Here is a 25,507-nt window from a genome sequence, read left to right on the forward strand (position 1 = left end):
GTGTGCTGGGTGGTCATCGGGGTTCCTTTCACTTCGGAGGAGGAGCGGACGACCCGGAGATCCGGGTCGGTGGCCGGTCTGTGGCCGGTGTCAGAGCTGGATCAGGGGCGGTGTCGGTGGCGCTCTGGTGGGTGGCGTCGTCGCGTAGGCGGCGGTGTGGGCGGGCGGAGCAGGATCACGGCACACGGCGCAGCCCGCTGCGGGAAGCCATCCCGTGGCTGTCGGCGGTGTCGTGGCGGATGGTGTCGTCGCCGACGGCGAAGGTGACGGTCTGCCCGGCCAGCGGCCGGCTGCTGCTGGTGGTGGTGTCGGTCAGGGTCGCCGAGGCGTTGAGGTTCATGTCGTTCGCGCCCGGAGTGGAGGTGGTGACCGTGCCAGTACAGGTCTTTGTGGAAGGGTGAGGGTGAACCCGCGCGGGATCGGTGGGCCGCTGGGGCAATGGGCGGCCATGCCGATCCCACGGGGTCCTGGTGAGCGGATCAGTGCGGGTGCATCAACGTGGGCGGGTTAGTGGAATTGGAAGTTGGCGGTGTGGGTGGTGCCGTCGGTGAGGGTGACCTGCAGGTGGCGGCAGGTGCCCGCCCACGCCGGGTCGGTGGTCCAGTTGTACTGGTAGCGGTCGCTGGCCGGGTCGTAGTTCAACGTTCCGGTGGTGGCCTGGGGGCTGCCGATCGGCGCACCGGTGGTGCAGTCGTACTGCTGCGAGGCCGGGGACCCGGTCGGGAAGATGGCCAGGCCCTGGTTACCGGCGAGGCTGAACTTGACCGGCACGGTGCTGCCCGCGTTGCGGGTGTTGACCGCGGGCGGGTTGTCCACCGGCGGGAAGAACCCGGTGAAGGTGTAGGTGTAGGTGTAGACGTCGCCCGGGTTGGTGGTGCTGGTGCCGGCGGGGGTGGTGACGGTGACGTCCACCGGTCCGACCGCAGTGGCGGCGGGTGCGGTGGCGGTGATGGAGGTGGCGCTGTTCACCGTGAACGAGGTGGCCGGTGTGGTGCCGAAGGTCACGGCGGTGGCGCCGGTGAAGCCGGTGCCGGTGATCGTGACGGTGGTGCCGCCGGTCTTCGGGCCGTTGTTCGGGGACACGCTGGTCACCGTGGGCGCGGTAACGGTCGCGATGCCCCAGTCGTTGGAGAGGGCGGCGGCGTTGGCGTAGATCGAGGTGCGGGCCGAGCCGTCCGGGTTCATCAGCGACAGTCCGGTGTTCTCGGTGAACAGGATGCGGGTGCCGTCCGGGGACCACACCGGGAGACCGTCGTTGGCGTTGGTGCCGGAGATGGTGGTCTGGTTGGTGCCGTCGGCGTTCATCGTGACGATCTGCTGGAGGCCCGCTCTCTCGTTGAACGTGCCGAAGACGATCCTGGTGCTGTCCGGGGACCAATTCGGTGCGAGCGCGGCCGTGCTCGCGGTGCCGGCCAGGACGGTGTTCCCGGTGCCGTCCGGGTGGATGGTGTTCACGGTCCCGTTGAGCGATTGGTAGGCGATCTTGGTGCCGTCCGGGGACCAGGCGGGGCTGGCACCGCGGACGCCCAGCGAGGTGGGGTTGCTGCCGTCGGCGTTGATGACCGTGAGCGTCCCGCCGGGACTGTAGACGAGTTTGGTGCCGTCCGGGGACCACGCAAGCGACCCGGTCGAGGCGCTGGTGGCGCTGGTGATCTGGGTGACGTTCGATCCGTCCGGGTTCATCGTGAACACCTGGTTGTTGCCGATGGTCGGGGATTCCAGGAACGCGACCTTGGTGCTCGTGGCGTTTACCCGTGCGTCCGCGGCCTTGCCTCCGGTACTGGTGAGCTGGGTGACACCGCTCCCGTCCGGGTTGACCGAATAGATCTCCCTGGCTTGGGTGAAGTAGATCTTCCCGTTGCCGCCGGGGAACGCCGCCTGCGCGGGCACCGCCACCAGCACCGGCACCACGGCGGCCAGCACGACACCGGCCACCAGCGCCGCCCACCGCCGCGGCGACCAGCGCCGCCGCCCGTGTCCGTCCACGCGGGCTCTTCGCATATCCTGAATCTGGTGCATCATCGTGGGTTTCCTCCTCGACGCCCCACCGGCGGCTTCCCATGGCCGGAACCGCAATTCGACACGACAGGACGCTCGCTTCAACTCCTCCAGAGCACACGCCTTAAGCGGGCCCTTCGGATATGGTTGCCACTACGTGGCACGACACCTCGGGGACATCGGCCGGACGACCCGCTGGTTTCCTTGCTGGCAACAGCAAAAGGGGGTCCGGCGGTCCTCGATGTTCCCCGATCGGCACTCGGGTCCAGGAGGCCGACCGCTTCAACGCTCCCCCTGCGGCAAAACCGCTGTCAATGGCTCACCGAAAACGCTTCCGCAAACACCCGAGTGAGGGACACCAGAACACCACAATTGTCCCACGAACGTCGCAACGATGACTGGTAAAAATACAACATAAAAGCGATCATGAAGTGTTTTTCATGCACCATGCCGCGAATGCGCAACTATGTCATTAATAGCATCTGTCCGCTGGCGGCCAGAACTCACGCCAAAGACGACTGCCGGCCCGCCGGAAGGCTCGCTCCCGGCCGACCAGCCGACACTGGACGCGCATCGTCACCGGGTCGACGTGCCGCACCACGATACCTCGGCACCCTGACCGGCAGGCCCGCGCTCCACGATGAACTCCGGCCCCTTTTCGCGTTGCGACCCGATGACAATACGGCACCGCTTGAATGAAAAGTGAAGATCATCAGTAACAAATTCGGCAACCGCCGACAATTCATCCTGTAGATCCAATCCTCGATCGCGTGCTGACGAGCTGCGTGGTGCCACGTTATCGCCAGCGTCGGTTCACGTGACCGCTCATGTGGCCCGACGCGCTGTGTTCCAGCCACGACGAGGACCGCGACCGGCTCGGCCTGATGTTCGTCACCGCCCCGCACGACGAGCACGGCAAACGGGTCGACGCCGACCTGACCCGCGTCACCGTCCCCGTCGGGGAAGCACAGTTCACCGTCGAGCAGGCCGTCGACCGTACACTCACCGCGTTCACCGCCGAACCCGGCGCTCATGCTGTCCGACTGCATGCGGACCTGGCTGGCCGAACTGATCCGCACCGCGGTCAATGTCCTGCTCTACCTCTGCAGCGAAGAACCCGACACCGTCATCCTCCGCCCCACCAACAAACGCCGGACCGGCAAGGGCCGTAAGACCAGCAAACCCCCACGGATGATCAAGGTTGGCTGGCGGCTGGGTCCGGCATTACACACCGCGCGCCGCGTCGCCGCCGAGACCCCCGCGGAGACCAGCAGCGGCAGGCGCCGCCCGGTCCCGCACCAGAGGCACGGGCACTTCCGCACCTACTGGCCCGAACACGGCCGCACCACGCCGATCCTGAAGTTCATCAAACCCTCCTGGGTGAACCTCGACCTCGTCACCGACGCCGCAGCCGGCGCCACCGAGCACAAAGTCATCGCCGTCGGACCTCGACACGACGCATAGCCGTCGCTGGTTTCCCCCGCCGTCCCGACGACCGGGGGATACCCACGAGACCGCACTATCACCGCCCAGGCACACCGCGATGGGGGCGCTGAGGGCACGCTCGCAAGATGGGGCCAAGTCAAAGTGCCGTCCGCCGCCACGTCCCGACGTGTGGGGCCATTTCAGGATGCCGCCCGGACAACCTCAGCCGTTCACCGGGGCCACTTCGGGATGCCGAACTGGCGCCAATTCAACTTGCCGAAATCAGTGGTGCTCGCCGTTGGTGGCGACCCGCTCGTCGACCAAGCGGGGCGCGGTCACGCTGGGCTCCCCGACCGGGTCCGGTGCCCGTCCTCCGGCGGTGTCGCGGCCGGGTGCACCTCGCCCTCGGATTTCTCCGAGACTTCCTGGAAGGTCCAGTCGTCGCCGTCGATCCGGTAGTTACCGTCCGCGTCGGGGTCGATGCGCCAGGGCAGGTAGCCGTCGAGGGCGCGCCGGTGCTGGTGCACGTGGACCAGGGTGTCGCCGTCGAAGTACACCTGAGGGTGTTCGTCGGGGAGCGTGTCGTGGTTCGTCGCGCACCACACTGCCACGGCCTCGGCGATCTCCGGGCGGAACACCGGGATCCACGCCGCTGCTGGCCTGGTGTCGATCCGGGCGGGAAACCCGCTCACGGGCAGGTTGCCGGGATCGCAGGTGACCACGGTTTCACCGGGGCGCGGGACGTGACGCTCGGCGTCGCGCAGCATGTCGAGCTGGCGGTCGAACCGGGCGCGGGTGCGGGTCGGGCCGGACAGGAACCAGCGGCCCAGCTCGCCCAACGGGTAGCGGCCGTCCTCGCCGAGGGCGATCTCGTGGCGCTGGTGGGCCGCGTCCCCGGTGAACATCACGAGGAGGTCGTCTTCGAAGCGGGCCAGTGGGTACCAGTCCGGGTCGACCGGGTAGACCACGTTGAGCCAGTCGCACACCGCTTCGGCGACCTCGCGGCGCAGCCGGGGCCGCACCCACAGCCCATGGTGGCGGCGGGGTTCGACGACGGCCGGGAAGCTGACCTGGTGCGGCTCGGCGTGAGCGGCGGGCACGAGTTCGATCCAGTACTCGCCGGCCGCGAGGTCGGTGCCCGCGGACGAGTCCGGCGAAGCGGTGGTGGTGAGCGTGCTCATCGCGTTTCTCCTTCGGTGGTCGTGGTGGGTTTGCTGGGGCGGGTCCAGCGGTGCGCGACCGGGTCCCAGGTGGCCGTGGTGAGCAGGCGGGTGAGGTCGGGCAGGCCGGGGCCGAGCATCCAGCCGAACTCGGCGCAGTCGGCCTCCCCGGGCCAGCGTCCGGTCCAGATGTCCTGGGGGCAGCGGCACGACGCGGCGTGGCCGAGGCGCTGCAGCCCGGTGGCGAGGCAGCGGGCCACGTCGCAGCCCTCGAGGTGGGTCTGGCCGATCCCGACGTGGCAGTCCGGGCAGGCCGATTTCGGCGGCGTGGCGTCGGTTCCGGTGTGGCGGGTGGTCATGCCGACCTCCTGGTCTTGTCGTGACGGTCTCCGAGGAACTCGGTCCACCCGCTGGTCTCGTAGCTGATGTAGGTGTTGTGCAGTCGCACGTCGCCTGCGAGGAGTTGGCGGTGTGCGAGGACCAGTTCGGCTCCGGCGGTGATGGTGTCGGCGAGGCGCAGGTGCATGCGTGCCCAGTCGAGGCAGCGCCGGTACTCGTTCTGGTCGGCGGCGTTGCTGGTGAGCGTCGGGTAGATGTCGCGGGCGCGGGTGAACAGGGCCTCGGCGGCGGCGCAGTGCTCGGCGGCGCTGCGTGGCTCTGTCGTTCCCGCCTCGTCTGCGGCGGGCGGCGTGGCGGGTGCAGTGTTCGGCGGCATGGTGTCCTCTCCTGTGGTTGTGGGCTTGGGGTTTGGGGTCAGTAGGCGGTGAGCACCGCGCGGGCGCGGGGGTCGGCCAGAACCGGGTGGATGGTGTGGCGGCGGTGGTCGGCGATGTGCACGCGCACACCGAAGCGGGGCGGGCCGCCTGAGGGGTCGGTCCATCCATAGAGGGCGGGCAGCATCGCGAGCGTGTGCGCGGTGGCCTCGGCGGCGGGATCTCCGTCGCGGTAGCCGAACACCTCGAACTCCAGCTCTACCGCCGACTCGTCGGCGGCGATCGCGTAGCGCAGGTGCGGTGACAGCTGGGCCCGCAGCTCGGCGAGGGCCTCGGGGATACCGGATCCCGGCGGCCCGGTGAGGTCGGCCAGGATCCGCAGGCCGAGCTGGTACAGGTCGTGGCGGTGCGTGGCGCCCAGCAGCGAGCCGTAGCGGCGGGCGGTGGTATCGGCGGCGTCGATCCCGGTGTAGCCGCAGGTGTCGCGCCCGTGCGGGAACACCAACGGTTTTTCCTCCGGTCCGGGTGGGAGGTACTCGCCCGCGCGCATCGACCAGCGGTCTCCTCGCAGCGCGGTCCACACCGCGCCTGTGTCGAAGGCGTGGACGTAGTCGGTGCCGTGGCTGGTGGGCCAGGGCCACGGCCACGCGCGGCCCGCGTGGGTGACCACGCCGGCCTCGTCGACCTCGGCGACGTCCAGGAAGAAGTCGACGAGGGCGCGAAACCCGGCCTCCGACCGGGCCCGCTCGATCTCGTTCAGGCCGTCGCACGCGCAGCCCTCGAGGTGGACCGACCCGAGCCATTCGGCGTCTGGGCCGCGCCCGAGGTAGAAGTCGTGCGTCGTCGAGGGGCTCATCGGACGTCACCGCCGAGGGTGGGCATGGCGGCGGGTTTCTCACGCATCAGCGGCATCGGCACCGACGGCGGCGCGGCCGGATCACGCAACCACGCGGAGATGTCGGGCGGGCCGAGCGGATCGTCGCCCTCAGGGAATCGCGGGCCGTGTGGATCGATGCGGTGCCAGCGGACCCCGCCGCCCACGGTGACGAACACCGCCACGGCCTCGGGATCGAAGGTGATGATCCAGCTGCTGTTGTGGCTGCTGTACCAGGGCCAGGGCCAGCCGAGGTCGGGGCGGTACCCCTGGCCGAGGTGTTCGTCCTCCCACACGACAAGAGCATCGGTGACCGCCGCGCGGAAGGTGTTCTCGTCGGTCGTGGTCAAGGCCAGCCGCACGGGCGGGACGGCGAGAAAGTTGTCGGGGTAGCACTCCCCATGCAGGGAGCCGATCCACTCGGCGTGCTCGCCACGTCCGATGTAGAAGTCGGTGTAGCTCGACATGAGCTGCCTCCTTATCGTTGTGGTGCGTAGGGATTCCGGCCGTGTGGTACCGGGACGCAGGCGTAGGGATCGGGCGGTGGGTACGGCGGTATCTCGTCGTGGTGCGCGGTGTCCTGGTTGCGTTCGGCGGCGCGGCTGAGGAGGTAGGTCAGCACGATCACCGGGGTCCACGGTCCCGGCAGCAGCACGGCCAGCACGGTCCACGCGAGTCGTTTCTTCCTGTCGTGCATGGCTTTTCGCCCCTTTTCATGGCGCGGCGAGTTGGTCAGCTGAAGGTGGGGATGTCGCCGAGGGTGCCGATGACCTCGGCCACGGCGGCGGGTACGTCCATCACCGCGAACACGGCGTAGCCGCCGAGTTCGGTGTTGGCGGTGGCCGCGACCCTGCTGCACAGCACCGCCTCGCAGCGGCCGAGATTCCACTGCTCGAACGAGACCTCCGCCTCGGTCAGCAACCGCCACGCGGTCGGGCAATACAGGCGCATCACCTCTCGCCATCCGTGCTCGGGGACGTCGGTCTGCCCGCAATACAGGGCAGCGACCACGGCGGTGGTCGACGCCCGCCCGGTGAGCACGTAACCCCAGTTCGGGGTGAATTCCTCGACCGGTCGGTGTCGCTTGAACCGTCCGGTCAGGGCGGGCAGGATCTCGCCCGCGTCGGGTTCGGCGTGACGGTAGAGGTTTCGGGGAATGGGTGTGAACGTGGTCATCGTTGCTGTGTCCTTTCCGGACTGTTCGGCCAGGGTCGCGGGTGGTGCCGGGGCACGCGTGAGTAGTCGGTCGGGTCGTCACTGCCCCGCGCGCGACGGCGAACACGTCGGTCACGTCGTTCAGCAGATGGCGGCGGATGCTGGCGCGCCAAGCCATCGCACAGGGCGGGGCGTTGTCGAAGCCGGGGTCCTGACGGCGGGCCCGGTGGAGCGCGTAGGCGGTGTGCGGCGCGGGTGTCGGCACCGAGGTCGATGGTGGCGTGCATCGTTGGCACTTCTTCACGGGGTTGTCGTCGGGTGGGGCGGTGTGGTGGTGTCGTCGACCGATGCCCCGAGGGCGCGGGCGAGGGCGGGCGCGCGGGCGATCGCGTGGTCGACCGGCATGGTCAGCTGAATGCGCATGAGGTCGTGGATCCCCAGGTAGTAGACCTGGACGCGTTCGGGCCAGTGTGGGTCGTGGTCGGATGCCGGAGGGAATCCGCGTTGCAACTGTGCGGCGATCTGGTTGCGGGCGGCCCGCTCGCGTGCGCGGGTTTCGTCGCGCTCGCGTTTGGCGGTTTCAGCCTGCGCGAGAGCCCGGTGGTAGCGCGGAATGAGGGTGTCGTGGATGTAGGTGGCGACCTCGGCAGCCGGGGTGCCGACGGCGAAGCCGGGATGGGCGTCGGGGTCGTGTTCGCCCGGCCACGGGAACACGTCCCAGAGCCATCGCGGGATCTCCCCCGGTACCAGGTGATACCCCCACGCGCGCCGATCCCACGGGCGCACACCGATGCGGATCCCGGTGTCCAGGCACAGAAGGTCCGCTACCTCGCCCGCATCGCGGCCACGGCCGAGAGTCCACCTGCCCGGTAGCGCGGCGGCGATGTGGATCGCGTCGAGGGCGACCCGGTCGTACTTCGTGATGCGCGGCGGCGCCGCATCGGGTTCGGAGTCCTGGGCGATCTCGGGCGTCGTGCTGGTCGTTTTCGTTGCCATGACGGGGTTTCCTGTTCGGTAGCCGGGATGGTTGCGGGCCGTCTGCGTTCGTGGCCGTGGTGGCGGTGGGTTGTGGCTTCCCCGCTAGTCACGCCATGGCGTGGCGGTGGTGTTGCGGAACCGTGCGGGGGGCATGCCGTTGGGGACGTGCCCGGAGGCGCAGCGCACCTTGTAGTGCACCCCGCTGGGCACAAGTTCGTCCGTCTCGACGGTGTCTTCGGGGGTCGGACACTGAAACAGGACGCAGGCCCAGGTGACGTCCTTGAAGAATTCCTGGTATTTCTTGGCGTCGTCGGGAGCGTCATCGCTGAAGAAGAACCGCATGAGATTGCCTTTCTGGTCAGTCGAGGAGGATGGCGGCGGCGCGCTGGATCAGGGTGTCGGCGATGGGGCCGAGTTCGGTCGCGCAGTGCACGGGTTCCCGCCCGGGCAGGGCGGTGGCGTCGAACCAGGTGACGGCGTCGGCGGCGGCGAGGTGGGTCCAGGTCATGGTGGCGGCGAGAACCTCGGCGACGGCGTGCGATTGCATGAGGTAGTTGTCACGGCGAACGTGGACGCGGACGCGGTGGTCGCCGATACGCACGACGCGGGTGTAGGTGTAGCGGTGCTGGTCGCAGGTAGCGCTCTCGTCGAGGTCGACCACGCGCGGCGGGGTCGGTGTCGTTGCGTTCATTGTGGACACTCCTTAGTGGATGTAGGTGCGGTCGGTCGGTGCGTCGGTTATGTAGTTGGTGTTGGCTCATTCCGTCGTCGGCGAAGCCTTCGGCCAGGACGCGGGGGCCTTCTTTTCTTCCTTCGGCGGGTGTCGTTGTTAGGTGGTGGTGTCGTCGTGTTCGTCGTCGGTGAAGTCTTCGCTGAGAAGGCGGTCGAGTTCTTCGGCGTGGTGTTCAAGGCCGGTGGCGCCGTGGCGGGCGGTGACGGCCAGTAGCCCGGCGGCGGTCGTGCTGAGGTCCCGGTACAGGGCCGGCGAGGTGGTCCGCGGCGGTGAGTTCGGCCTGGACTTTGGCTGGGGTCCAGGTGGTGTCGTTCGCGAGCGTGTCGTAGGCGGTCTGGGCGTTGGCGAGGTCGGTGTCGGTGGGCATGGCGGTTCGGCTCCTTCCGTTTCCGGGGGTCGGGGGTTAGTGGGTGGCGCGCAGGGCGGCGGTGGCTGCCTGCCCGATGGCGCGGGCGGTGGTGGTGGGGTCAGTCAGGGTGTGCACAGTGGCGCCGTTCATCGGGTCGGTTCGCGGCTTGTCGGGCGCCAGCCACAACACCGCGCACCCGCTGGCGCGCAACCGGTCGAGCAACTTCTCGCCGGGGGTGCGGTTCTCCTTCTCGAAGTTGCCGTCGGAGATGATCACCAGCAGGCGGGCGGCGGTCGGGCGGGACAGGGCGAGGGCACCGTCGAGGGCGTTGATCGCGTCGTCGATGACGTGCCCGCCGACGCGGGTGCTGAATTAGGTCACCGTCGCGGGGGTGGCGCCGGGGTGGGTGATCGGGGTGACGATGCCCGCGCCGAAGACCACGGTGGCGGTGGTGGCGGGTACAGCGGTGTGGCGGGCGGCGTGGGCGAGGATCCAGGCCGCCGACGCGACGGGGGTGGTGAAGGCTTTCATCGAGTCGGTGACATCGCAGATGACGCCGAGCCGCAGCGGCGGGGCGGGCACGGTGGCGCGGGTGGTGCGGGTGAAGGGTTCGGCGGTGGGCATCGCGCCCGCCGCGCGTTGCGCGTCGGCGGTCATCGCGCCCCGCATCCGCAACCGCCCCGGTGGCACCGCCGAGCGGGTTTTGGTGGCCGTGCGGTCACGGTTTCCGGCGGTGGTCAGCGCGTGGGCGAGGTGCCGCGCGGCGGTGCGTTCGGTCGTACTCGGCGCACGGGTGCCCCGGATGTGGCGCGCGGTCGGGTCGTATCCGGTTCCGGCGCCACCGAAGACCGTGTTCGCGGCGTTCTGTGCCTGCTGGCGCGCCTTGTCGTCGGCGGCACGGGCGTCCATCGCTTGTGTGGTGGGATCGGTGGGGGTGGGTTCGGCGGCGACCGCGCGCCCGATCGCGGCGGCGACGCTGGTGATCGCGTTCGCCAGTGGCGACGGTGCCCCTTTCCCGTTTCCGCTCGCGTTGTTGGTGGCGTTGGGGTCGGGGGTGTCGGGGGGCTGGTTGGGGTCGGTGCCGAGGGTTTCGCACCATCGGCGCCCGAGTTCGATCATGCGCTTGGCGTTGTCGTCGGCGGTGCGGTGCGCGGCGCGCCAGATTGTGCGGAGTTTGGCGAGGGTATCGGTGCCGAGTACCTCGCGCACGACGCGCTCGACGGGGGCGACTTCGCGGCGGTTGAGGATGCCCCCGTCCACCCGTGCCAGCAACAGCGCGGCGCTACGGGCGGCGTCCTGCGGGGTCATTTGCGGTGCGGCGGCGGGGTCGTTGGCTTGGGTGTCGGCGAGGATGAGGTTGGTGGCGCTGGCGCGCAGCCAGTACCGGTCGCCCGGGCGGCGGCGTACCTGTGCCGCTTCCATGCGGGTTTCTTCCAGCAGGTCCGCCGCCGCGACCGCGCCCGGGGGCGCGTCGTCGGGCGCGCGCCACACCGAGTGTTTGGCGTGTCCGCATTCGTGGGTCAGCAGCCCCCATGCGGTGCGGTAGCGCTTGCGGTCCCCGACACGGTGCGGTTCGACGGTGGCGGGGTCGACCCCTGTGTCCATATGGGACCCATCGACCTCGATTGTGGCCAGATCGGGGAAAAAGCACGCGGGTGCACCGTGTCCCGCACCGGGCGCGACCCTCACCACGAGGTCGTCACGGTCGGCGATTGCGGGCACCTCGTCGCCGAACGCGGCCGACAGGGTCAGCCATCCGGGGGCGGCGGGAAACACGGCGGTCGGTGTCGCGGCGGGGGCGGCTACGTGGGTGCTCATGGTGTGTGTCCTTTCCGGACGGTCGCACGATGTGCGGCGGGTTGGCGGGCTAGAACTGGGGCCCTAGTGACAATGGGGCGACGTTGGCGCCGAACACGTTGCGCACCGCTTCGGCGACCACGTCCCGGTCCTCCTCGGGTGCGATGCCGACCAGGTTTCCGGCGGCGGCGGTGGTGCCGAGTACGTCGGCGATCCGGTTGAACGCGATCAGCTCACGCAGCTGCGGCGCCCACCCGATCTCGCCCTTGTCCTGCCGTGCGGCCAGATTCCGCGCCACGCGCACCGCTTTCGGGTCGATTTTGAGCTGGGTGGCGAGGTCATAGTCGGTGGACACGTGGATCTGCGCGGAAAACCGCGACGACAACGCGTCGCTGAGCACCGCGCCGTGCACCCCGGGGTTGTGTCCGGCCACGACGTAGAACCCGGGCGCGGCGTCGACCACCTCGTTTTTGTGGGTCTTGATGAGGATCTGGCGGCGTCCGTCCATCGCGGGATAGACAACGGCGAGCACGGTCGGCGGTATGAGCGTGGCGTCGTCGATGAACAGCGCGCGCCCCTCACGCATCGCGGTCACCAGCGGGCCGTAGGCGAATTCGTAACGGCCGTCGGGGGTTTGGGTGTAGGACCCCACGAAATCGTCGGTCACGGTGTCACTGTCGCCCTGAATCGTCACGAGGTCGTCGAACGCTGCCTCCACCACCGAGGTTTTCCCGGTACCGGGCGGGCCGTACATGAGCGCGGACACGTTGGCCTCCCGCAACCGCCGTAGCGCGGTCACATCGGACAGCCCGGAAAGCTTGCGCGGGTGGTACATCTGCCCGTTCGGGCGGCGCACCGGCCCGGTCACCAGCGCGGGCGGGGCGGGTGGCGTGGCGGGTTTCGACGGAGCGGGGGCGGGGGTGGTGCGCGGGGTGACGGTGGCGGTTTTGGCGGCGTCGGCGGTTTTGTCGGTCGCGCGGTAGGTGACCGGGTTGGTGCCGACCTTTTTGGCTTCCCCGCGCGCTTCCAACGTCGCCAGTGCGTTCCCGACCGCGCCGGATGACTTCCCGCCGAGCTGGTTCGCGATGGTGCCGGGGGTGAGTGCGGCGGTGGGGTCGTGGGCGAGTTGTTCGGCCACCATGCGCCGAAGTTCGCCGCTGCGCAGCCGGGCTGCCGGGCCCGGGGCGGCGGGCGCGGTACCCGTGACCGGAGTCGTGGCTGGCGTGGTCATCGTGTCGGTCCTTTCGCGACAAGTGGAAGGGGCGGTCGGTGGAGTGGCGGGCGCGTTTGTCGGTCAGTCGGTGGCGAATGTGGTGGTCAGCGCTTCCACCGCGTGGTATTCGTCGGCGGCGTGGTAGTGGGTGCCGTCGGCGGTCACGATTCGCCAGTGGTCACCGCGCACCGTGTCGGCGGGGTAATAGGTTCCGGCGAGTTTTCCGTCGGGTCGGGTGACCGTGCCGTACAACAGTTGTTGGCGGTCGGCCGGATCGATCACCACACCCGTGACGGTGCACCCGTTCTCGACGTTCTGGCGCACCACGATTTCCGGCAGTGGCCCGGGGTCGGCGGTGGGGTCGATGACGTGGACGGTGCGCGGGTCGTTGCGGCGCTGGTTCACGGTGTGCCCTTTCTGTGCGTTGCGGCGACTTGGGGGGTATGTGTCACGCGCACCACGGGACGATTTCGGGCGTGTTGTTGGCGCGTTCGTGGGCTGCGGCGGCCGCGTCCGCTTCGTCGGGGGTGGCGTAGTGATCGCACCAACCGCAATAGCAAAACGCGGTGGCGGTGCCGTCGTCGTTGGTGTCGGTGTCGGCGTAGCACATAGCGGTCCCCTAACGTGAACGGTGGCGTTTCGGCCGTTTTCGGCCATAATTCGGGCCGGGTGGCGTTTCGGTGTTGGTTTCCGGTTTTCCCGGTGACACAACAAACGTAACTCGACCCCGGGCGTCGCGCAATAGTTTTCCGGGGTCAATTTCGGGGAATTTTGGCTATCTTTCGACGTGAACGGCGCACATTTCCCGCACATGTTTGCGCAGGTCAGACCATTTCCATTCGACCTGAAACGGGCACGCCGGCCACGGGCAAAACCGCGGACAGAAACGATTCTTTTCAAGAAATGAAAAAGAGAATTGAGAAGTGGATGAGGTGAGTGAAGTGCAGTGGTGAGCACAGGGGGAACGACGACGAAGGTGCGTGACACCGCCGCCGGGCCTGATGTGCTTACCTGCTTGGTGTCAAGCGAGTCTGGGACACCGCTGGATCCCCCTACAGAGGGCATGAGCTGCGAGAACGCTTGACACAGGGGGATCCGCCTTAGCCGGATACCGGAGGACGAGGCTGATAGGCCGGGTCGGTGGCCCCACGATTGGCCATCACCCTCCGCGTCGTCTCGGTCCGCGGGTGTGACACCGGGTAGCCGCGTGAGCACGTAGCGCTCGGCGCCCGAGACGCAGGCGCCGCACTGGACCTCGTGGCCACGCATGTGGCGCCTGACCGTATTCGCGGTACGCGGCAGCCGCGCACAACACTCGTCGAGTAACGGTGTCGGTGTTGGCGTGGAATACCGAGTCGTGTCCACGGGGTTCTTTTTCTTCAGCCTCGACGATTGCGCTATCACGGTCGACGCTAGCATCGGCGCGAACGGGATCGCGGCGTGAAATCGAGGTATTTCGCTGTTCCGCGCAATTGACTCGATTACACGGGAATCACGCCTCGATGTCCGTTCCGGCGAGGAGTTGTCGAGAACCGTCGGTGCGCTCATTCATGGCGCCGTGGATCGGGAGAACTCGCCGACCGGTATCCCGGTGGCGCGGGCACGCAACCGCTGGGCGAGGTCGACGGTGTCCGCGGTGGGCGTGGCGTCGACTTCGCCCAGGCGAGTCCTCAAGAGGGTCATGGTGCGGGAGATGGCGTCGTGCCGGCCGAGGGCGTGCTGCAGGCGCATGATGTCGCGGTAGAGCAGTTCGTTGTGCGGATCGAACGCGCGCGCGGTCTCCAGCAAGTCCAGGGTGTAGTCCGGGTCGTCGGCGACCCGGGCGCGGGCGAGCGCGGCGACGGCGTCGAGCGCGTCGCGGCGGGTCGCTTCCCGGGCGGCGACGAGCCACTCGGCCTCCAGGCCCTCGGCCAGCGGTCCGCCGTAGTGCGTCACGATCGCCTCGTAGGCGTCGGTCCGCCGCTCGGGCGTGGTGGCGGTGCGGCGGGTGGTGACCGCGTCGGCGAAGCCCCAGTAGTCCACCTCCACCACCGCGGGGTCGAGCCGGTACTGGCCATGCTCGGCCACCACCAGCTCGCCGACCGCGCGGCCGGTGGCGATGCCGAGGGCGCGGCGGAGGCGGGACAGGATGGTGCGCAGCACGCTAGCCGGGTTGCGGGGCGGCGCGTCGGGCCACAGGGCGTCGACGATCCCGTCCCGAGATACCCCTCGGGGATGGACCGCGAGATACACCAGCAGTTCGACCGGGCGGCTGCTCAATTCGCCGGACAGGTCGCGGGTGTCCTCGGGGCGGGCGGGATCGGGCCGCCAGTGCAGAGCCGGGGCGCCGAACACCGTCAGCACCAGTGGTGCGGGCGTCACCACCGCCGTATCTGCTATCGCCGTATCCGCTATCAGGGGCGGCAGCGGGCGTGAGTCGCTGCCGGGTTCGCCGTCTGCCTCGACGGGAGCCGGTTCCGGTATGGGCGGGCCCGAGGTGATTTCCAGGCGATCGGGGCGGTCTCCGATGCGCTCTGGCTGGGAAGGAGCGACCTCTTCCGGTGGCGTCGGCGCGTGGCGAGGCGCGGGGGCGTCGACGTGAGGTTCGGCGGCGTCGCTGACGCCACTGGCGGCGTCGGCCGGCTGCGCGGTGCGCAGGAACGCCAGCAGGTCGCGGGTGGCGGTCTCGGGCAGGGTGAAGGCGCGGGTTCCGCGCAGGGGTTCGCCGAGGCCGGGGTCGGTCGCGGAGATGATCCCGCCCACGGTGACGTAGGCGGTCACCCCGGGACGCCATTGGCCCAGCAGCAGCGCGGTGAGGCCGTGCTGGGCGTTGTTGTCGAGCAGCTGCTGCAACCACGCCTGCTGGTCCGGCTCGTGGGGCGGCGTCGCGATCAGGACGGCGGGCCGGGAGGGTTCCGGGGCGTCGAGGGCGGTCAGGGCGGTATCCAGGTCGGCCACGACGGTGACCGCCTCCGGCATACCCGTGGCAGGCCTCGGCACGCCGAGCAGCCGGGCCAGATCGGCGGCGGGCACAAACACCCTCGGCGCCGGTCCGCCGTGGGGTGTGGCGGTGAGGAGGGTGAGCAGCAGGGCGCGGGCCGCGGCGTAACCGCCAGGCCCGACCAGGCCGAGGCCATGCACGCGAGCCAGGTCGAACGCGACCTGCGTCCCGTCACCCGCGGCGTCGGCGTGCTCGCCCTCAGCGCCCCGGTCGGTCGCGTCGAGAGCGATATCCACCACTGACGGCAGCTCCGCCGGCCCGGCGCCGGTGGGCGTGGCGGCGCCGATCACCCGCCGGACGCGGGGTGCGAGCAGCCGCACCTGCCCCTCGGTCCCGGTTTCCGCGCACCCCGATCGCGATGCCGCTCCGGAGCGAACGGGTTCGGGCTGGTCCTCGTGTACGGCCGGGGCGTCGGTCCCGGTGTCGCCCGGCTCATCGGTTTCGGCCTCCAGTGCGATGTCTTCGTCGTGGTGCTGGGCGCGCAGGTGGGCCAGGCGCAGCTGATACACCACGGGCGCGACGGGCAGGTCGTCGCCGCGCCGGCCGCTGCCGGGCCGGTAGCGCGCGTGGCGCCGCCGTCGCACGAGCACCAGCAGGGCGCTGACCGCCGCGGCCAGGCCCAGGCTGACAAACACCTCACCGCCGCCCCAGGTCACCGCGCCCCCGGCGGGCTCGTTGGCCCCCGTGCCGGCGGGGCGCCCCGCGGAGGGGGTGCTGGACGGGGCGGGCGCCGAGGACGGTGGTGTCGCCGTGCTCGATGCCGGGGGTGCTGGCCCGGTGGTGGGAGCCGGGGTTGTGAGCGCGGGCCCTGGCGGTTGTGGCGGAGGCGGTGCGGGCGGGGTGGGGGCTGGGCTGGTGGTGGGGAGGCGGAGGGTGTCGCCGGGGTGGATCAGGTTCGGGTTGCTCAGCACGCGTCCGCCGGGTTGGGTGCGGCCCTGGTTGAGCGCCCAGATCTCCGGCCAGCGGTCGCCGTCGCCCAGGCAGCGCTGCGCGATCCGCCACAGCGAGTCGTGCACCCCGTCCTCCGGTGGCCGGACCCGCTCGGTTCCGGGCTCGGCCGCGGGCTGGGACCGGGACGGCGGGGTGCCGGTGTGCTCGCTGGCGACCGGCGTCGTCCAGGCGGGGGCGGTCGCGGCTACCGGCGCGTGGCCGGCGGGCCGCGCGGCCCCGGCGGGTGCGGCGGTGGCGGTGCGGCCCAGGACGGCGACCAGCAGGGCGCCGACGAGCACGGCCGCGACGCGCCGCACCGGGCCGGTCTGCCGTCGCAGTTGCGGCCACCGGGCACCTCGGGCGACCTCGACCGCGCAGGCCGCGACGTCGGCGACGAATACGAGCCAGATCAGCCAGGCCAGGCAGGCGAGCGCGTCGAGCAGGAAAGTTGTCGACAGCGGCGCCATCAACACCGACTCGATCTCGTCCAGGTTCGGCAGGTGGTCGGGCAGGGGCCATCCGACGCCGTAGATCAGCGCCGCGGGAAGGCCGGCCACGAGCGCGGCGAGCAGGATGGCGGCGAGCAGCCCGCGCGCCACGCGGCCCAGCAGCCGCGCGACGCGCGCGATCCCCGCCCGGCGAGACGGCATCATCAGCTGCTCGCCGCGCCGACCGCTACCCCGCCGACGACGGACTCCGGGGCCCGTACCGCCGGTGCCGCGGGCCGTGTGGCACGCGGCGCGGTGGCGGCCTGAGTGCCCGTGCCGGGAGTGTCGTTCTTCGGCGCGCTCGGGCGCTTGCGCTTGCCGCGGCCGGGTTTGGCGGCCTGGTCTCGCCAGCGGGTGAGGTGGTCGACCGGGACGTCGGTGATCTGGGCCAGCTCGGGCACGTCGATGACCTCGCCGGCCGCGGTCAGGGCCGCGCCGAGCTCACGTTCGAGGTCGGTGAGCCGCCCGGCGAGCTCGGCGTGCCGGCGGGCCAGCTCGCCCATGGTGGTGGCCGCGTGGGCGCGGCGCGCGCTCCGTTCGGAGTCTCGTTCCTGAAGTCGGCGGAGGATCTCTTCTTCCGGGGCGACCATGCCGTTTCTCCTTCCGTGACGGTGCAGCGGTGGTCAGGGTTCGATGCCGCTGACTCCGCGCTGCGGGTGGGCGGCGCCCCGCCCGTGGGTATGGATGGCATCGATCCCGACCAGCGACAGCAGCTGGGTTCGATAGGTGGCGGTGACCTCGACCGTCACCGTGTCCCCGGCCACCCGCACCGTGCCGGTGGCGCCGACGCCGGCCAGGTACCGCTGCGCCAGGGCCTGGGCCCGGACCGGATCGAGCCGAACCACGCCGCTGGCGCGGTATGCGGCGAGGTCGAGCGCTTGCGCGCCGGCACGGGCGGCGGACTCGGCCTGCCCGCCGGAGCGGACCTTGCTCGCCAGGGCGAGTCCGCCGTCCAGGCTCAGGCCGGTCAGGGCGAGCAGCCCGATCAGCAGCGCGAGCACGAAGGCGGTCACCCGGCCTTCGTCGGCACGCCACCACCGCAGCCGACGCCGCGCCACCGCACCGGGAACACCAGTGCACGGGGAGGCGAAGGTGTGAGCAGAATGGGCCGCGTGACCGCTCCCGCGACGCAGGACTCGGCTGTGGCGGACGAGGACTGCCTGACCGCCTGGCACGAGGCCGGACACGCGGTCGTCTACCTGCTGCAGGGCCGGTCGTTGCGGTACGTCACGCTGCGGCCCCGCACCGCCGGACGGGCCGGGTTCACCGCGGTCCGGCCTCGCCGGGTCGATCTGTCCGCGCTGGCGGTCGTCGCCCACGCCGGACCACTCGCCCAGGCACGCTATGTCCTCGACACCGCCGACGCGGCCGAACGACTCCGCGAGGACGACGTGACCGACGACGACGTCCGCCTCGACGCCTACCTGCATGGCGGGCACGACGACCTCGCCGTGATCGCGCAAGCCCGCCGCGCCTACGGCCTGGCCGCCCGGCGACCCGACTTGTGGGCGGGCATCGCGCAGGACCTGATCGACCGGCACTGGACCGAGATCGGCCGTGTCGCCACGGGGTTGCTCGAGCATCGGACGTTGACCGGTGCCCAGCTCCGCGCCTGCGTCCCGGGGCACTGGCTCGCGCGCTGAGGCGACCATCAGGCACCCGCACCCTGATGCGAGGACCGGTAGGTGTCGACGACTTCGCTGGCGGCCGAGTCCAGGGTTTTCCCGCCGGGCACGCCCAGCAGCAGGGCCTGACCGAAGTCGACGGTGCACCGCACGCGCACGGTCACCGCGCCGGCGGGAACGAGCGAGCCGGACATCGTGGTGGTGACGCCCCGGCAGACCAACCCGGCCCGGGCCAGGGCCGCGCTGGCGGTGTCGCGGGCGGCGGTGGCGGCGGCCGTGGTGCTGCGGTGCAGGGTGGCAGCGCGGGCGGCTTGGTGCGCGGCGTCGTCGAGCCGCAACCGGGCGTCGACGCCCCGATGCACCACCACGGCCAGGAAGACCAGCAGCATCACCAGCAGCGGGGTCACCAGCACGGCCTCGGCGGTCACCGAGCCGCGCTCGGCGGCCCACCACCGCCGCAACCGGACAGTGCTCGCCTTCGGCGCGCACGCGGTCACGACAGCCCCTCCCCTGACCGGCCTCGCCGCGCCAGCGCCGTCCCGGATGCCGCACTGCGGCTGAGCCCGCGGGGCAGGGTGCGGAGAAGCCGCGACCACGACGAGGGCGGCTGTTCCCACGGGAACGCTCCCGTGCCGGTGATGTCGCGGGCGGCGGTGATGTAGTGGAACACGGTCTGCGGCAACGCTTCCGCGGTCTCGGACAGCCGCCGGGCTTCGACGTGGCCGGGCATGGTGGCGAGGATGTGGTGGGTGCGGGTGGCCAGTGCGGTGTGGCGCAGTTTCGTCTCCCAGGCGCGGGTCAGCACGAGGCAGCCGTGCACGTGCCGGACGACCTCGTACAGGGCGTCGTCGATCACCGTGACCGCCTCGCGTGCCGCGGCGGCCAGCTCGCCGACCGCGGAATCGGGATCGGCGGCGAGGTCGTCCGCCAAGTCGCGGGCGGCGCGGGTGCGGTCCAGGCTGCACAACGCCTGCCACACCACCCGGTGCACTTCGCGCGGTACGCCCGGGTCGATCCACGCCCTGGCCGGGCTGCGGTAGAGCTCGTCCACCCCGGCGATCAGGGTCCGTACCGTGTGGCCGGCGGTGCCGAGGTCGGTGAAATCGCGGCTGCGGAAGAAGAACTCGCCCCGCGCGCGGTCCAGTCGGCATGCGCTGCCCGGGTCATGGCGGTGGTCGGTGAGCATGCGGGCGGCGCGGTGCCAGCCGGCGAACAGGCTCGCGCCCACCGCGAGGATTCCGGCACCGAGCGCGAACCCGCTGCCGGACGCCGCCGCGAGCACCGCCAGGGCGGCCCCGGCCAGTCCGGTGAGGACAATCCGCGGACACAGTCCCGCACGGACACGTTCGCCATGCCACCGCGACTGCGGGATGTCCGGGTTGAGCAGCACCGAATCCGGCCCGTCCGGGAACGACGCCGCACGCACCGGCATCACCGTGTCAGGCGGGTTATGGTGTGTCATCAGGGTTTCCTTTCGGGCCGTCGCTGAGATCGCTGCTGCGGCACAGGAATTAGGGCGTCGTGTCGGGCACGAAGCGCTCGATCTCGCCGGAGGCTTCGGCGTGCACGTGCAGGTGCACGCCGGGCAGGACCGCGGCGGCCTCGCCACGGATACTCACCGACACCGCGGCCGCGCCGCCGGATACCGCGAGCCGAGGCTCGCGCAGGGGGCCGGCGGCGAGGTCGTCGAGCAGGCGCTGCCCGGCCGCCTGCCCGGCGCTGGTGGTGCCGTTCTGGGTCCGGGCGGCGGCCAGGGCCTGGGACGCGGCGGCCTGCGCGACGTGGGTGGCGTGCGACCACACCGCGAACTGGATGATCGCCAGCAACGCCAGCATTAACACTGGGGTCGCGATGATCAGTTCGACGGTGACCTCGCCCCGGTCTCCGCGCAGCGCGCGCCGGACACGCTCGGCCAGCGCGCGGATGCGAGTGCGGGCGGCTGTGGTGAGCATCCTCAGCCGCCGAGGTTGATCGAGTTCGCCTTTTGCGTCAGTTTCGCCACGATGATCGCGATGATGGCGATCGCGGCGATGGCCATCAGGGCGGTGACGATGACGGTGGTGGTGATCTCCCCGCGCTCCGGGTCAGCGCGCAGCACGACGACGCGCGCCCGTGTCAGCTCCCAGAGGGGATGGATGTGGTGCAACATGGTGGGTGCCTTCTTTCCTTGTGGTGCAACGCCTTCTCGGGGCGAGGAGCAATGGGAGACCTAGAGTCCATTGAGGACTTGGATTACCGCGGGGTAGGCGATGAATCCCAGGAAACCGAGGAACAGCACCGTGACCGGCAGGGCCATGCGTTCGGTCGCGGCCTGGGCATCGGACTCGGCGTCGGTGACCTGATGGGTCCGCAGCGCCTGGGCTTTCGCGGCCAGCGAGGCGCGCACGCGGGCGCCTTCGGTCCCGGCCAGGGAGATCGACGCGGCGAGTTCGGACAGTTCGGTGATGTCGAGTTCCTCACCGAGCTGCCGCAGGCTGTTCCACGGGGTGGTGCGGGTCCACTGGGCGGCGTGCAGGGCCCGGCGGATCTTGTCGAACGCCGGCCCGGCCCCGACGGCCGCAGCGTCGCCGAGGGCGGCCTCGACCCCCGCGCCTCCGGCGAGGGTGATCCACACCAGGTCCAGAAAAGCGGAGAGTGCGTCGCGGAATTCTCGCCGCAGCCGGGTGGCCGTGGCGCGGACGTCGAGATCCGGGGTCAGGAAGCCGAGGGCGGCGAGCACGAGCCCGGCCAGCAGCGGCACCTCGCCCCCCAGCGACAGCCCGCCCAGGGCCAGCAGCGCTTGCAGCAGCCACGGCGCCAGCAGCCCGGCCACCGCGAGCAGCGCTTTCGACGCCAGATGGGTATCGGTACCGCGGCCGGTGACCCGCAGATCGGCCTCGATCTTCGTGCCGGGCAGCCCGAGCCCGCGCAGGCCGGGGACGAAGACCCGGCCCCAGGTGCGCACCCAGGCGACCTCGGCCGCGAGCACGATCGGGGTTGCCAGTGGTCGCGAGCTGACCTGGGCGAGTCGGTCGCTCAGCGCCGGGGCCGGGGGCAGGGCCCAGGTCAGTAGCAGCCAGAAACCGGCACCGGCACCGGCGCCGAACAGCAGTGCGGGGATCATGAGCGCTCACCTCCGCCGACCGTCGCCTCGTCGCCGTCCGGCGCGCCGGTCCCGTCCGGGGTGTCGAGCGCCAGCACCCGGGTTTGCCGTCCGCTGGTAGCGATCCGGGCGAGCCAGGCGAACCCGGCGGCGAACAGACCGCCGATGAGCAGCAGGACGATCTGGCCGGTGGCGGTGTTGTAGACGTCGAGGTAGGCGCGGTTGAACACCACGACCCCGGCGGCGAAGGCGAGCGTGGTGGCGACGATGACCCGCACCGACGTCCGGGTCCGGGCCCGGCCGGTCTCCACCCGCATCCGCATCGCGGCCTGTCCGCGGGCGGTGGTGGCCAGCGAGCCAAGCAGGTCGCCGAGCTGGCGGGCCTGGTGCTCGGCCGCGAGCACTAGGGCGGCGAGGACGAGGTCGGCGGTCGGGTCGTCGAGCTTGCGCGCGAGGGCTCGCAGCGCCGGTGCCAGGCGCTGCCCGCTTTCCAGCCGAGCGGCGAGGGTGGCGATCTCGCTGCGGATGGCCGCGGGCGCGAGGCCGGCGGTGGCGAGGATGGCTTGCTCGAGCCCCGCCGCGGCGGACAGGACGTCGCGCAGCATCTCTGTCCACGACGCGATCGCCTCGATCCGCGCGACCCGCCGTTGGTGGGCGCGGTCCGGGCCGACCACGCGGGGCAGGAACCACGCCGCGGCGGCGGCCAGCACCGCGCCGACGATCCACCCGGTGACGGCTCCGGTCAGCACGCCCGCGCCGACGGCGACTGTCAGGCGTACCAGCGCCCGCCGGTCGCCTGCCTGGCCGCGCGCGGCGCGAACCAGCCCGGCGCGCCGCGAGGGCGGCGACGCGGCTGCGGGCCGGCGCCCGGCGGCCACGATCAGGAGCACGCCGACGGCGGCGCCCACGCCGAGCACGGCGGCGAGAAGGGTGGTGGTGTCGAGGCTCATGGCGTCCACCACCCCTCCGGGCGGCTGAGCAGGTCCGGGTCGAACCCGGCGGCAACCAGGTCGTCGAGGGTGTCCGCGCGCAGCGCCCCGGCCACCGGCACGGCGCGGCGGTCCGGGCCGCGGCGGTAGACCTCGTTGGAGATCACCGTCCCGGCCTCGGCGTCGACCACCTCGCGGATCGAGGCGATCACCCGGGTTGTCCGGTCGGTCGCGCGGTCGAGGTGCACCACGAAATGCACGGCGCTCCCCACGAGCAGGGCGGTGGCTTCCAGCGGCAGATGTTCCGGGCCCTGTGCGGCGTAGGAGGCCAGCCGGGTGAAGGCGATCTTCGAGCTACTGGCGTGGAGGGTGGCCATGGATCCGTCGTTGCCTTGGCTCATGGCGTGGCACATCGGGATGACCTCCGGCCCGCGGATCTCGCCGACGATCACGCGGTCCGGCGACATCCGCAGTCCCCAGCGGACGAGTTCGGCCTGGTCGATCGCGCCCTCGCCCTCCACATTCGGTTCGCGGGCTTGCAGCGCGGTGACATCGGCATGCAGCTGCGGGTCGAGCCCGAGGCCGAGTTCGAAGGCGTCCTCCACGGTCACGATCCGCTCCAGGCGATCCATTTCCGAGGCCAATCCGCGCAGCAGGGTGGTTTTCCCGGCGCCGGTGCCGCCGGTGATCAACACGTTCTTGCGGGCACGGACCAGGGCGCGCAGGAACCGCTCCAGCCCGACGTCGAGGGTGCCGCGGCGGCGCAGCTGCGCGAGGGTGGCGGTGAGGTAGCCGTGCCGGCGGATCGTGCACGCCGTCACCCCGCCCGCGGTCAGGCCGAGCACCGCGAAGAGCCGTTCGCCGCCGGGCAGCTGGAGATTCAGCGCGGGGCTGCCGCGGTCGAACCGCCGCTCCTCGGAGGAGGCGCGCGCCGCGAGGGTGCGGATCAGGTCGGTGAGTTCCTCGTTGGACGCGGCCACGGGGGCGACCTGAGCGCGGCGGCCGTCGCTGTACTGGACGAAGACCCGGTCATAGCGGTTGACCGCGATCGTCTCCACCTCCGGGTCAGCCAGCAACGGTTGCAGACCGCCGAGGCCGAACACCTCATCGAGGACCTGCTCGACGACTCGCTGCTCGGCCGCGGAATCCACCAGGGCACGCCCGGCGAGGAGTTCGGCCTCGCTGTGCGCGGAGACCGCAGTGTCGAGGACCTCGTGGCCGATCTCCCGGCGCCGCGCCAACGGCAGCGGCTCGTCGTTGGTGCGGGTGGCGGCTTCGACCTGGCCGGGCAGGTCCGTGGTCAGCGCTTGCCGGAGTCGGGCGCGCAGCCTGTGCTCGGCGTCGTCCGGGCCGCCGGGCGCGGCAGGCGGCGCTGCCGGGTAGTCGGTGCGGGTCATACGGGTGGCTCCTTCCCTGCGGTGCTGGGCTGATGGCCGTTGCGGCGCGGATCGCTGACCTGCGGCTGCGCGAGCACCAGGCGCGACGGGTGAGGCGCCGGTCCGGGCGGGGTGATGACGCCGCCGCCCAGCTGATGGCTCACCTGCTGATCGGGCACGCCCGGCACGCTCCGCAGCGCATACGCCGACGGCGCTTCGGGCGGGACAGCAGGTCCGGCCAGGGTGCGGGCGAGGGCCGCGGCATGGTGGGCAAGGCCGCCGCTGCCGCGAAGGCGGGCCGGTGGGGGCCGGTGCCCGGTCAGGGTGGCGGCAGCGGCCGGGTCGTGCGGGATGCGGCCGATCGCCGGGATGCCCAGCTCGCGCTCGACATCGGCGGTCGGGTAGCCGGCTCCGGTCAGCAGCAGGCCCGGCCGCGGGGTCCAGCGGGCCAGCTCGCCCAGGCGCGCCGCGGTGTGGGCGAGGTCGTCCCCCTGGGTGCCGGTCACCAGGACCAGGGCGTCGGCGCGGCGTGCGATCGCCTCGGCCGGGGACCCGGGATCGACGCGCCCGCAGTCGGCCAGCACCACCGCCCTCGCCTCGCGGGCTACGGCGGGCAGCAGCGGCCCGTCCGGGGCGGTGGCCAGGGTGGACAGTGCGGCGCGGGCGTGCGCACCGCCGGGCGGAGCCACCAGTACCCGCGCGCCAACGGGCAGGACCTGGGTGTGCTCCCACACCACCGCGGGGTCGCGGGTGCGGCGCGCGGCGGCGGCGAGGCTGATCAGACCCGGGCTCGCGGGCAGGCCGAAGCGCATCGCCAGATCACCGCCGGCCGGGTCGACCTCGGCGACCAGACGACGAGTGCTCCCGGCCCGCGGCCACATCACGGCCAAGGCCACGGCCACGGTGGTCACCCCCGGGGAGCCCTTCACCGAACACAGCGCGATGAGCATCAGCGGCCACCACCCGCGGGTTGCATCACCAGCGCGAGCTGCCCGGCCGGGACCTGCGCCAGCTGCGACGCGCTCCCGGCGTCGAGGTCCAGCGACACCACGCTCGTCTGGTCCGTGCCCGCGGCGGCCACGCCGACGACCGTGGCCCGCCAAGACGTACCCGGGCCCTGTCCTTGCGCCGTAGTGCTTGCGGGCCCCGTCGCGGCGGCGGTGACGACGACGGTGACCGGGGTTCCGGCGGCGAGTTCGGGCGGGAACTGCCCGGGCTTCACGCCGACCGCGACCACGGCCCGGCCCGCCGCCGGGATCGCGGCACCGCCCACCGCGTCCAGGGTCAGCAACGTTCCCGGACCGAGGCTGGTCGCCATCGGCCGCCCCACCACACGGGCCGCCTGATCCGCCGGAACCAACGCCGCGCCCGGTGCGGCGGACACGTCGATACTGCGCAGGTCCGCCCGCGTCAGCACGTGCCCGAGGGTGACCGGCTTCGCCAACGCCAGCATCGGCTCCCGATCCTGGGTACTCGTGGTCCACCACACCGCGCCGCCGACGCACAGCACGACCAGCAGGACGCCCGCCACCAAGTGCGGTAGCCGCTTGCGGCGGCCGCGTCGCGGGGCCGACGTCGCGGGAGAGCCAGAACGGTCCAGCCACGACACCGGCCGGGGTTCGCCGGTCGGGTTGTGGCCGCGTGCGGAAGTGTCGGTGCTGGTCACGAGAAGTCCTCCAGGCATAGCTCGGCCGCCCCACGC

The 25,507-nt window shown here is 71.4% G+C and carries 31 protein-coding genes and 1 pseudogene; 3 read left to right on the forward strand and 29 right to left on the reverse strand.

The window, feature by feature from the left end; genetic code table 11:
* Nucleotides 1–175: 175 nt before the first annotated feature.
* The 3 genes from ACFWX1_RS30995 to ACFWX1_RS31005 form a co-directional block, all read right to left on the reverse strand.
* Nucleotides 176–340, reverse strand: a complete 165-nt coding sequence (locus ACFWX1_RS30995; protein WP_378393302.1) for a hypothetical protein — start codon at nucleotides 338–340, stop codon at nucleotides 176–178.
* 167 nt (nucleotides 341–507) lie between these two features.
* Nucleotides 508–2,001: a PxKF domain-containing protein gene (locus ACFWX1_RS31000; RefSeq protein WP_378393303.1), complete on the reverse strand. Its 1,494-nt coding sequence runs from the start codon at nucleotides 1,999–2,001 to the stop codon at nucleotides 508–510.
* 500 nt (nucleotides 2,002–2,501) lie between these two features.
* Nucleotides 2,502–3,047 carry a hypothetical protein gene (locus ACFWX1_RS31005; protein WP_378393304.1) on the reverse strand — a complete coding sequence of 182 codons (546 nt, stop codon included), beginning with the start codon at nucleotides 3,045–3,047 and terminating at the stop codon, nucleotides 2,502–2,504.
* Between ACFWX1_RS31005 and ACFWX1_RS31010 the strand changes: the two genes are divergently transcribed.
* Nucleotides 3,046–3,462 carry a hypothetical protein gene (locus ACFWX1_RS31010; RefSeq protein WP_378393305.1) on the forward strand — a complete coding sequence of 139 codons (417 nt, stop codon included), beginning with the start codon at nucleotides 3,046–3,048 and terminating at the stop codon, nucleotides 3,460–3,462. The two genes, ACFWX1_RS31005 and ACFWX1_RS31010, sit on opposite strands and share 2 nt — an antisense overlap.
* Nucleotides 3,463–3,758: 296 nt before the next feature.
* Here ACFWX1_RS31010 and ACFWX1_RS31015 read toward each other — a convergent pair whose 3' ends face one another.
* The 10 genes from ACFWX1_RS31015 to ACFWX1_RS31060 all read right to left on the reverse strand — a co-directional run bounded on the left by ACFWX1_RS31015 (nucleotide 3,759) and on the right by ACFWX1_RS31060 (nucleotide 8,994).
* Nucleotides 3,759–4,604 carry a hypothetical protein gene (locus ACFWX1_RS31015; RefSeq protein WP_378393306.1) on the reverse strand — a complete coding sequence of 282 codons (846 nt, stop codon included), beginning with the start codon at nucleotides 4,602–4,604 and terminating at the stop codon, nucleotides 3,759–3,761.
* Entirely contained in the window at nucleotides 4,601–4,942 is a 342-nt protein-coding gene (locus tag ACFWX1_RS31020; protein WP_378393307.1) for a hypothetical protein, read from the reverse strand. Before ACFWX1_RS31020 ends, ACFWX1_RS31015 begins: the two co-directional genes overlap by 4 nt.
* Nucleotides 4,939–5,298 (reverse strand): hypothetical protein, encoded by a 360-nt coding sequence (locus ACFWX1_RS31025; protein ID WP_378393308.1) that lies wholly within the window; start codon nucleotides 5,296–5,298, stop codon nucleotides 4,939–4,941. Before ACFWX1_RS31025 ends, ACFWX1_RS31020 begins: the two co-directional genes overlap by 4 nt.
* Before the next feature lie 38 nt (nucleotides 5,299–5,336).
* Nucleotides 5,337–6,152 (reverse strand): hypothetical protein, encoded by an 816-nt coding sequence (locus tag ACFWX1_RS31030; protein WP_378393309.1) that lies wholly within the window; start codon nucleotides 6,150–6,152, stop codon nucleotides 5,337–5,339.
* Nucleotides 6,149–6,637: a hypothetical protein gene (locus ACFWX1_RS31035; protein ID WP_378393310.1), complete on the reverse strand. Its 489-nt coding sequence runs from the start codon at nucleotides 6,635–6,637 to the stop codon at nucleotides 6,149–6,151. Before ACFWX1_RS31035 ends, ACFWX1_RS31030 begins: the two co-directional genes overlap by 4 nt.
* 11 nt (nucleotides 6,638–6,648) lie before the next feature.
* On the reverse strand, nucleotides 6,649–6,867 hold the full coding sequence (locus tag ACFWX1_RS31040) for a hypothetical protein (protein WP_378393311.1): 219 nt from the start codon (nucleotides 6,865–6,867) through the stop codon (nucleotides 6,649–6,651).
* A 35-nt stretch (nucleotides 6,868–6,902) separates the two neighbouring features.
* Nucleotides 6,903–7,346: a hypothetical protein gene (locus ACFWX1_RS31045; protein ID WP_378393312.1), complete on the reverse strand. Its 444-nt coding sequence runs from the start codon at nucleotides 7,344–7,346 to the stop codon at nucleotides 6,903–6,905.
* Between the two features lie 279 nt (nucleotides 7,347–7,625).
* On the reverse strand, nucleotides 7,626–8,321 hold the full coding sequence (locus tag ACFWX1_RS31050; RefSeq protein WP_378393313.1) for a hypothetical protein: 696 nt from the start codon (nucleotides 8,319–8,321) through the stop codon (nucleotides 7,626–7,628).
* 84 nt (nucleotides 8,322–8,405) lie between these two features.
* Complete coding sequence (locus tag ACFWX1_RS31055) at nucleotides 8,406–8,645, reverse strand: hypothetical protein (protein WP_378393314.1); 240 nt, start codon at nucleotides 8,643–8,645, stop codon at nucleotides 8,406–8,408.
* Between the two features lie 16 nt (nucleotides 8,646–8,661).
* Nucleotides 8,662–8,994, reverse strand: coding sequence for a hypothetical protein (locus ACFWX1_RS31060; RefSeq protein WP_378393315.1), 333 nt, complete (start codon nucleotides 8,992–8,994; stop codon nucleotides 8,662–8,664).
* A gap of 129 nt (nucleotides 8,995–9,123) precedes the next feature.
* Here ACFWX1_RS31060 and ACFWX1_RS31065 point away from each other — a divergent pair, with 129 nt between their 5' ends.
* A complete protein-coding gene (locus ACFWX1_RS31065; protein ID WP_378393316.1) occupies nucleotides 9,124–9,249 on the forward strand; it encodes a hypothetical protein in 126 nt (41 codons plus the stop codon).
* A gap of 190 nt (nucleotides 9,250–9,439) precedes the next feature.
* Here the strand turns inward: ACFWX1_RS31065 and ACFWX1_RS31070 are convergent.
* The 7 genes and pseudogenes from ACFWX1_RS31070 to ACFWX1_RS31100 form a co-directional block, all read right to left on the reverse strand.
* A pseudogene (locus ACFWX1_RS31070) lies at nucleotides 9,440–11,203 on the reverse strand (VWA domain-containing protein).
* Nucleotides 11,204–11,252: 49 nt separating this feature from the next.
* Nucleotides 11,253–12,413 carry an AAA family ATPase gene (locus ACFWX1_RS31075; protein ID WP_378393317.1) on the reverse strand — a complete coding sequence of 387 codons (1,161 nt, stop codon included), beginning with the start codon at nucleotides 12,411–12,413 and terminating at the stop codon, nucleotides 11,253–11,255.
* A gap of 63 nt (nucleotides 12,414–12,476) precedes the next feature.
* A complete protein-coding gene (locus tag ACFWX1_RS31080) occupies nucleotides 12,477–12,800 on the reverse strand; it encodes a hypothetical protein (protein ID WP_378393318.1) in 324 nt (107 codons plus the stop codon).
* A 43-nt stretch (nucleotides 12,801–12,843) separates the two neighbouring features.
* Nucleotides 12,844–13,005: a hypothetical protein gene (locus ACFWX1_RS31085; protein ID WP_378393319.1), complete on the reverse strand. Its 162-nt coding sequence runs from the start codon at nucleotides 13,003–13,005 to the stop codon at nucleotides 12,844–12,846.
* A 938-nt stretch (nucleotides 13,006–13,943) separates the two neighbouring features.
* Entirely contained in the window at nucleotides 13,944–16,958 is a 3,015-nt protein-coding gene (locus tag ACFWX1_RS31090; protein WP_378393320.1) for a BTAD domain-containing putative transcriptional regulator, read from the reverse strand.
* Nucleotides 16,958–17,383, reverse strand: coding sequence for a hypothetical protein (locus ACFWX1_RS31095; RefSeq protein WP_378393321.1), 426 nt, complete (start codon nucleotides 17,381–17,383; stop codon nucleotides 16,958–16,960). Before ACFWX1_RS31095 ends, ACFWX1_RS31090 begins: the two co-directional genes overlap by 1 nt.
* Nucleotides 17,384–17,416: 33 nt before the next feature.
* Nucleotides 17,417–17,851, reverse strand: coding sequence for a hypothetical protein (locus tag ACFWX1_RS31100; protein ID WP_378393322.1), 435 nt, complete (start codon nucleotides 17,849–17,851; stop codon nucleotides 17,417–17,419).
* Between the two features lie 54 nt (nucleotides 17,852–17,905).
* On the opposite strand from ACFWX1_RS31100, the gene ACFWX1_RS31105 reads away from it, so the two are divergent.
* The gene (locus tag ACFWX1_RS31105) at nucleotides 17,906–18,436 is read left to right on the forward strand and encodes a hypothetical protein (protein ID WP_378393323.1); all 531 of its coding nucleotides are present in this window, start codon (nucleotides 17,906–17,908) and stop codon (nucleotides 18,434–18,436) included.
* A gap of 8 nt (nucleotides 18,437–18,444) precedes the next feature.
* Here ACFWX1_RS31105 and ACFWX1_RS31110 read toward each other — a convergent pair whose 3' ends face one another.
* The 9 genes from ACFWX1_RS31110 to ACFWX1_RS31150 are packed head-to-tail and all read right to left on the reverse strand — an operon-like array spanning nucleotide 18,445 to nucleotide 25,471.
* Nucleotides 18,445–18,915, reverse strand: coding sequence for a TadE/TadG family type IV pilus assembly protein (locus ACFWX1_RS31110; protein ID WP_378393324.1), 471 nt, complete (start codon nucleotides 18,913–18,915; stop codon nucleotides 18,445–18,447).
* The gene (locus ACFWX1_RS31115; RefSeq protein WP_378393325.1) at nucleotides 18,912–19,880 is read right to left on the reverse strand and encodes a hypothetical protein; all 969 of its coding nucleotides are present in this window, start codon (nucleotides 19,878–19,880) and stop codon (nucleotides 18,912–18,914) included. The genes ACFWX1_RS31110 and ACFWX1_RS31115 overlap by 4 nt, the downstream gene beginning before the upstream one ends.
* A gap of 49 nt (nucleotides 19,881–19,929) precedes the next feature.
* Complete coding sequence (locus ACFWX1_RS31120; protein WP_378393326.1) at nucleotides 19,930–20,370, reverse strand: TadE/TadG family type IV pilus assembly protein; 441 nt, start codon at nucleotides 20,368–20,370, stop codon at nucleotides 19,930–19,932.
* 2 nt (nucleotides 20,371–20,372) lie between these two features.
* Nucleotides 20,373–20,567: a hypothetical protein gene (locus ACFWX1_RS31125; protein ID WP_378393327.1), complete on the reverse strand. Its 195-nt coding sequence runs from the start codon at nucleotides 20,565–20,567 to the stop codon at nucleotides 20,373–20,375.
* Between the two features lie 60 nt (nucleotides 20,568–20,627).
* A complete protein-coding gene (locus tag ACFWX1_RS31130) occupies nucleotides 20,628–21,521 on the reverse strand; it encodes a type II secretion system F family protein (RefSeq protein ID WP_378393328.1) in 894 nt (297 codons plus the stop codon).
* On the reverse strand, nucleotides 21,518–22,450 hold the full coding sequence (locus ACFWX1_RS31135) for a type II secretion system F family protein (protein ID WP_378393329.1): 933 nt from the start codon (nucleotides 22,448–22,450) through the stop codon (nucleotides 21,518–21,520). Before ACFWX1_RS31135 ends, ACFWX1_RS31130 begins: the two co-directional genes overlap by 4 nt.
* The gene (locus ACFWX1_RS31140) at nucleotides 22,447–23,826 is read right to left on the reverse strand and encodes a CpaF family protein (RefSeq protein ID WP_378393330.1); all 1,380 of its coding nucleotides are present in this window, start codon (nucleotides 23,824–23,826) and stop codon (nucleotides 22,447–22,449) included. Before ACFWX1_RS31140 ends, ACFWX1_RS31135 begins: the two co-directional genes overlap by 4 nt.
* The gene (locus ACFWX1_RS31145) at nucleotides 23,823–24,755 is read right to left on the reverse strand and encodes a carbon monoxide dehydrogenase maturation protein (protein WP_378393331.1); all 933 of its coding nucleotides are present in this window, start codon (nucleotides 24,753–24,755) and stop codon (nucleotides 23,823–23,825) included. Before ACFWX1_RS31145 ends, ACFWX1_RS31140 begins: the two co-directional genes overlap by 4 nt.
* A complete protein-coding gene (locus ACFWX1_RS31150; RefSeq protein WP_378393332.1) occupies nucleotides 24,755–25,471 on the reverse strand; it encodes an SAF domain-containing protein in 717 nt (238 codons plus the stop codon). The genes ACFWX1_RS31145 and ACFWX1_RS31150 overlap by 1 nt, the downstream gene beginning before the upstream one ends.
* Nucleotides 25,472–25,507 lie beyond the last annotated feature (36 nt).

Source organism: Amycolatopsis sp. NPDC059021, assembly GCF_042739895.1.
Lineage (GTDB): Bacteria > Actinomycetota > Actinomycetes > Mycobacteriales > Pseudonocardiaceae > Amycolatopsis.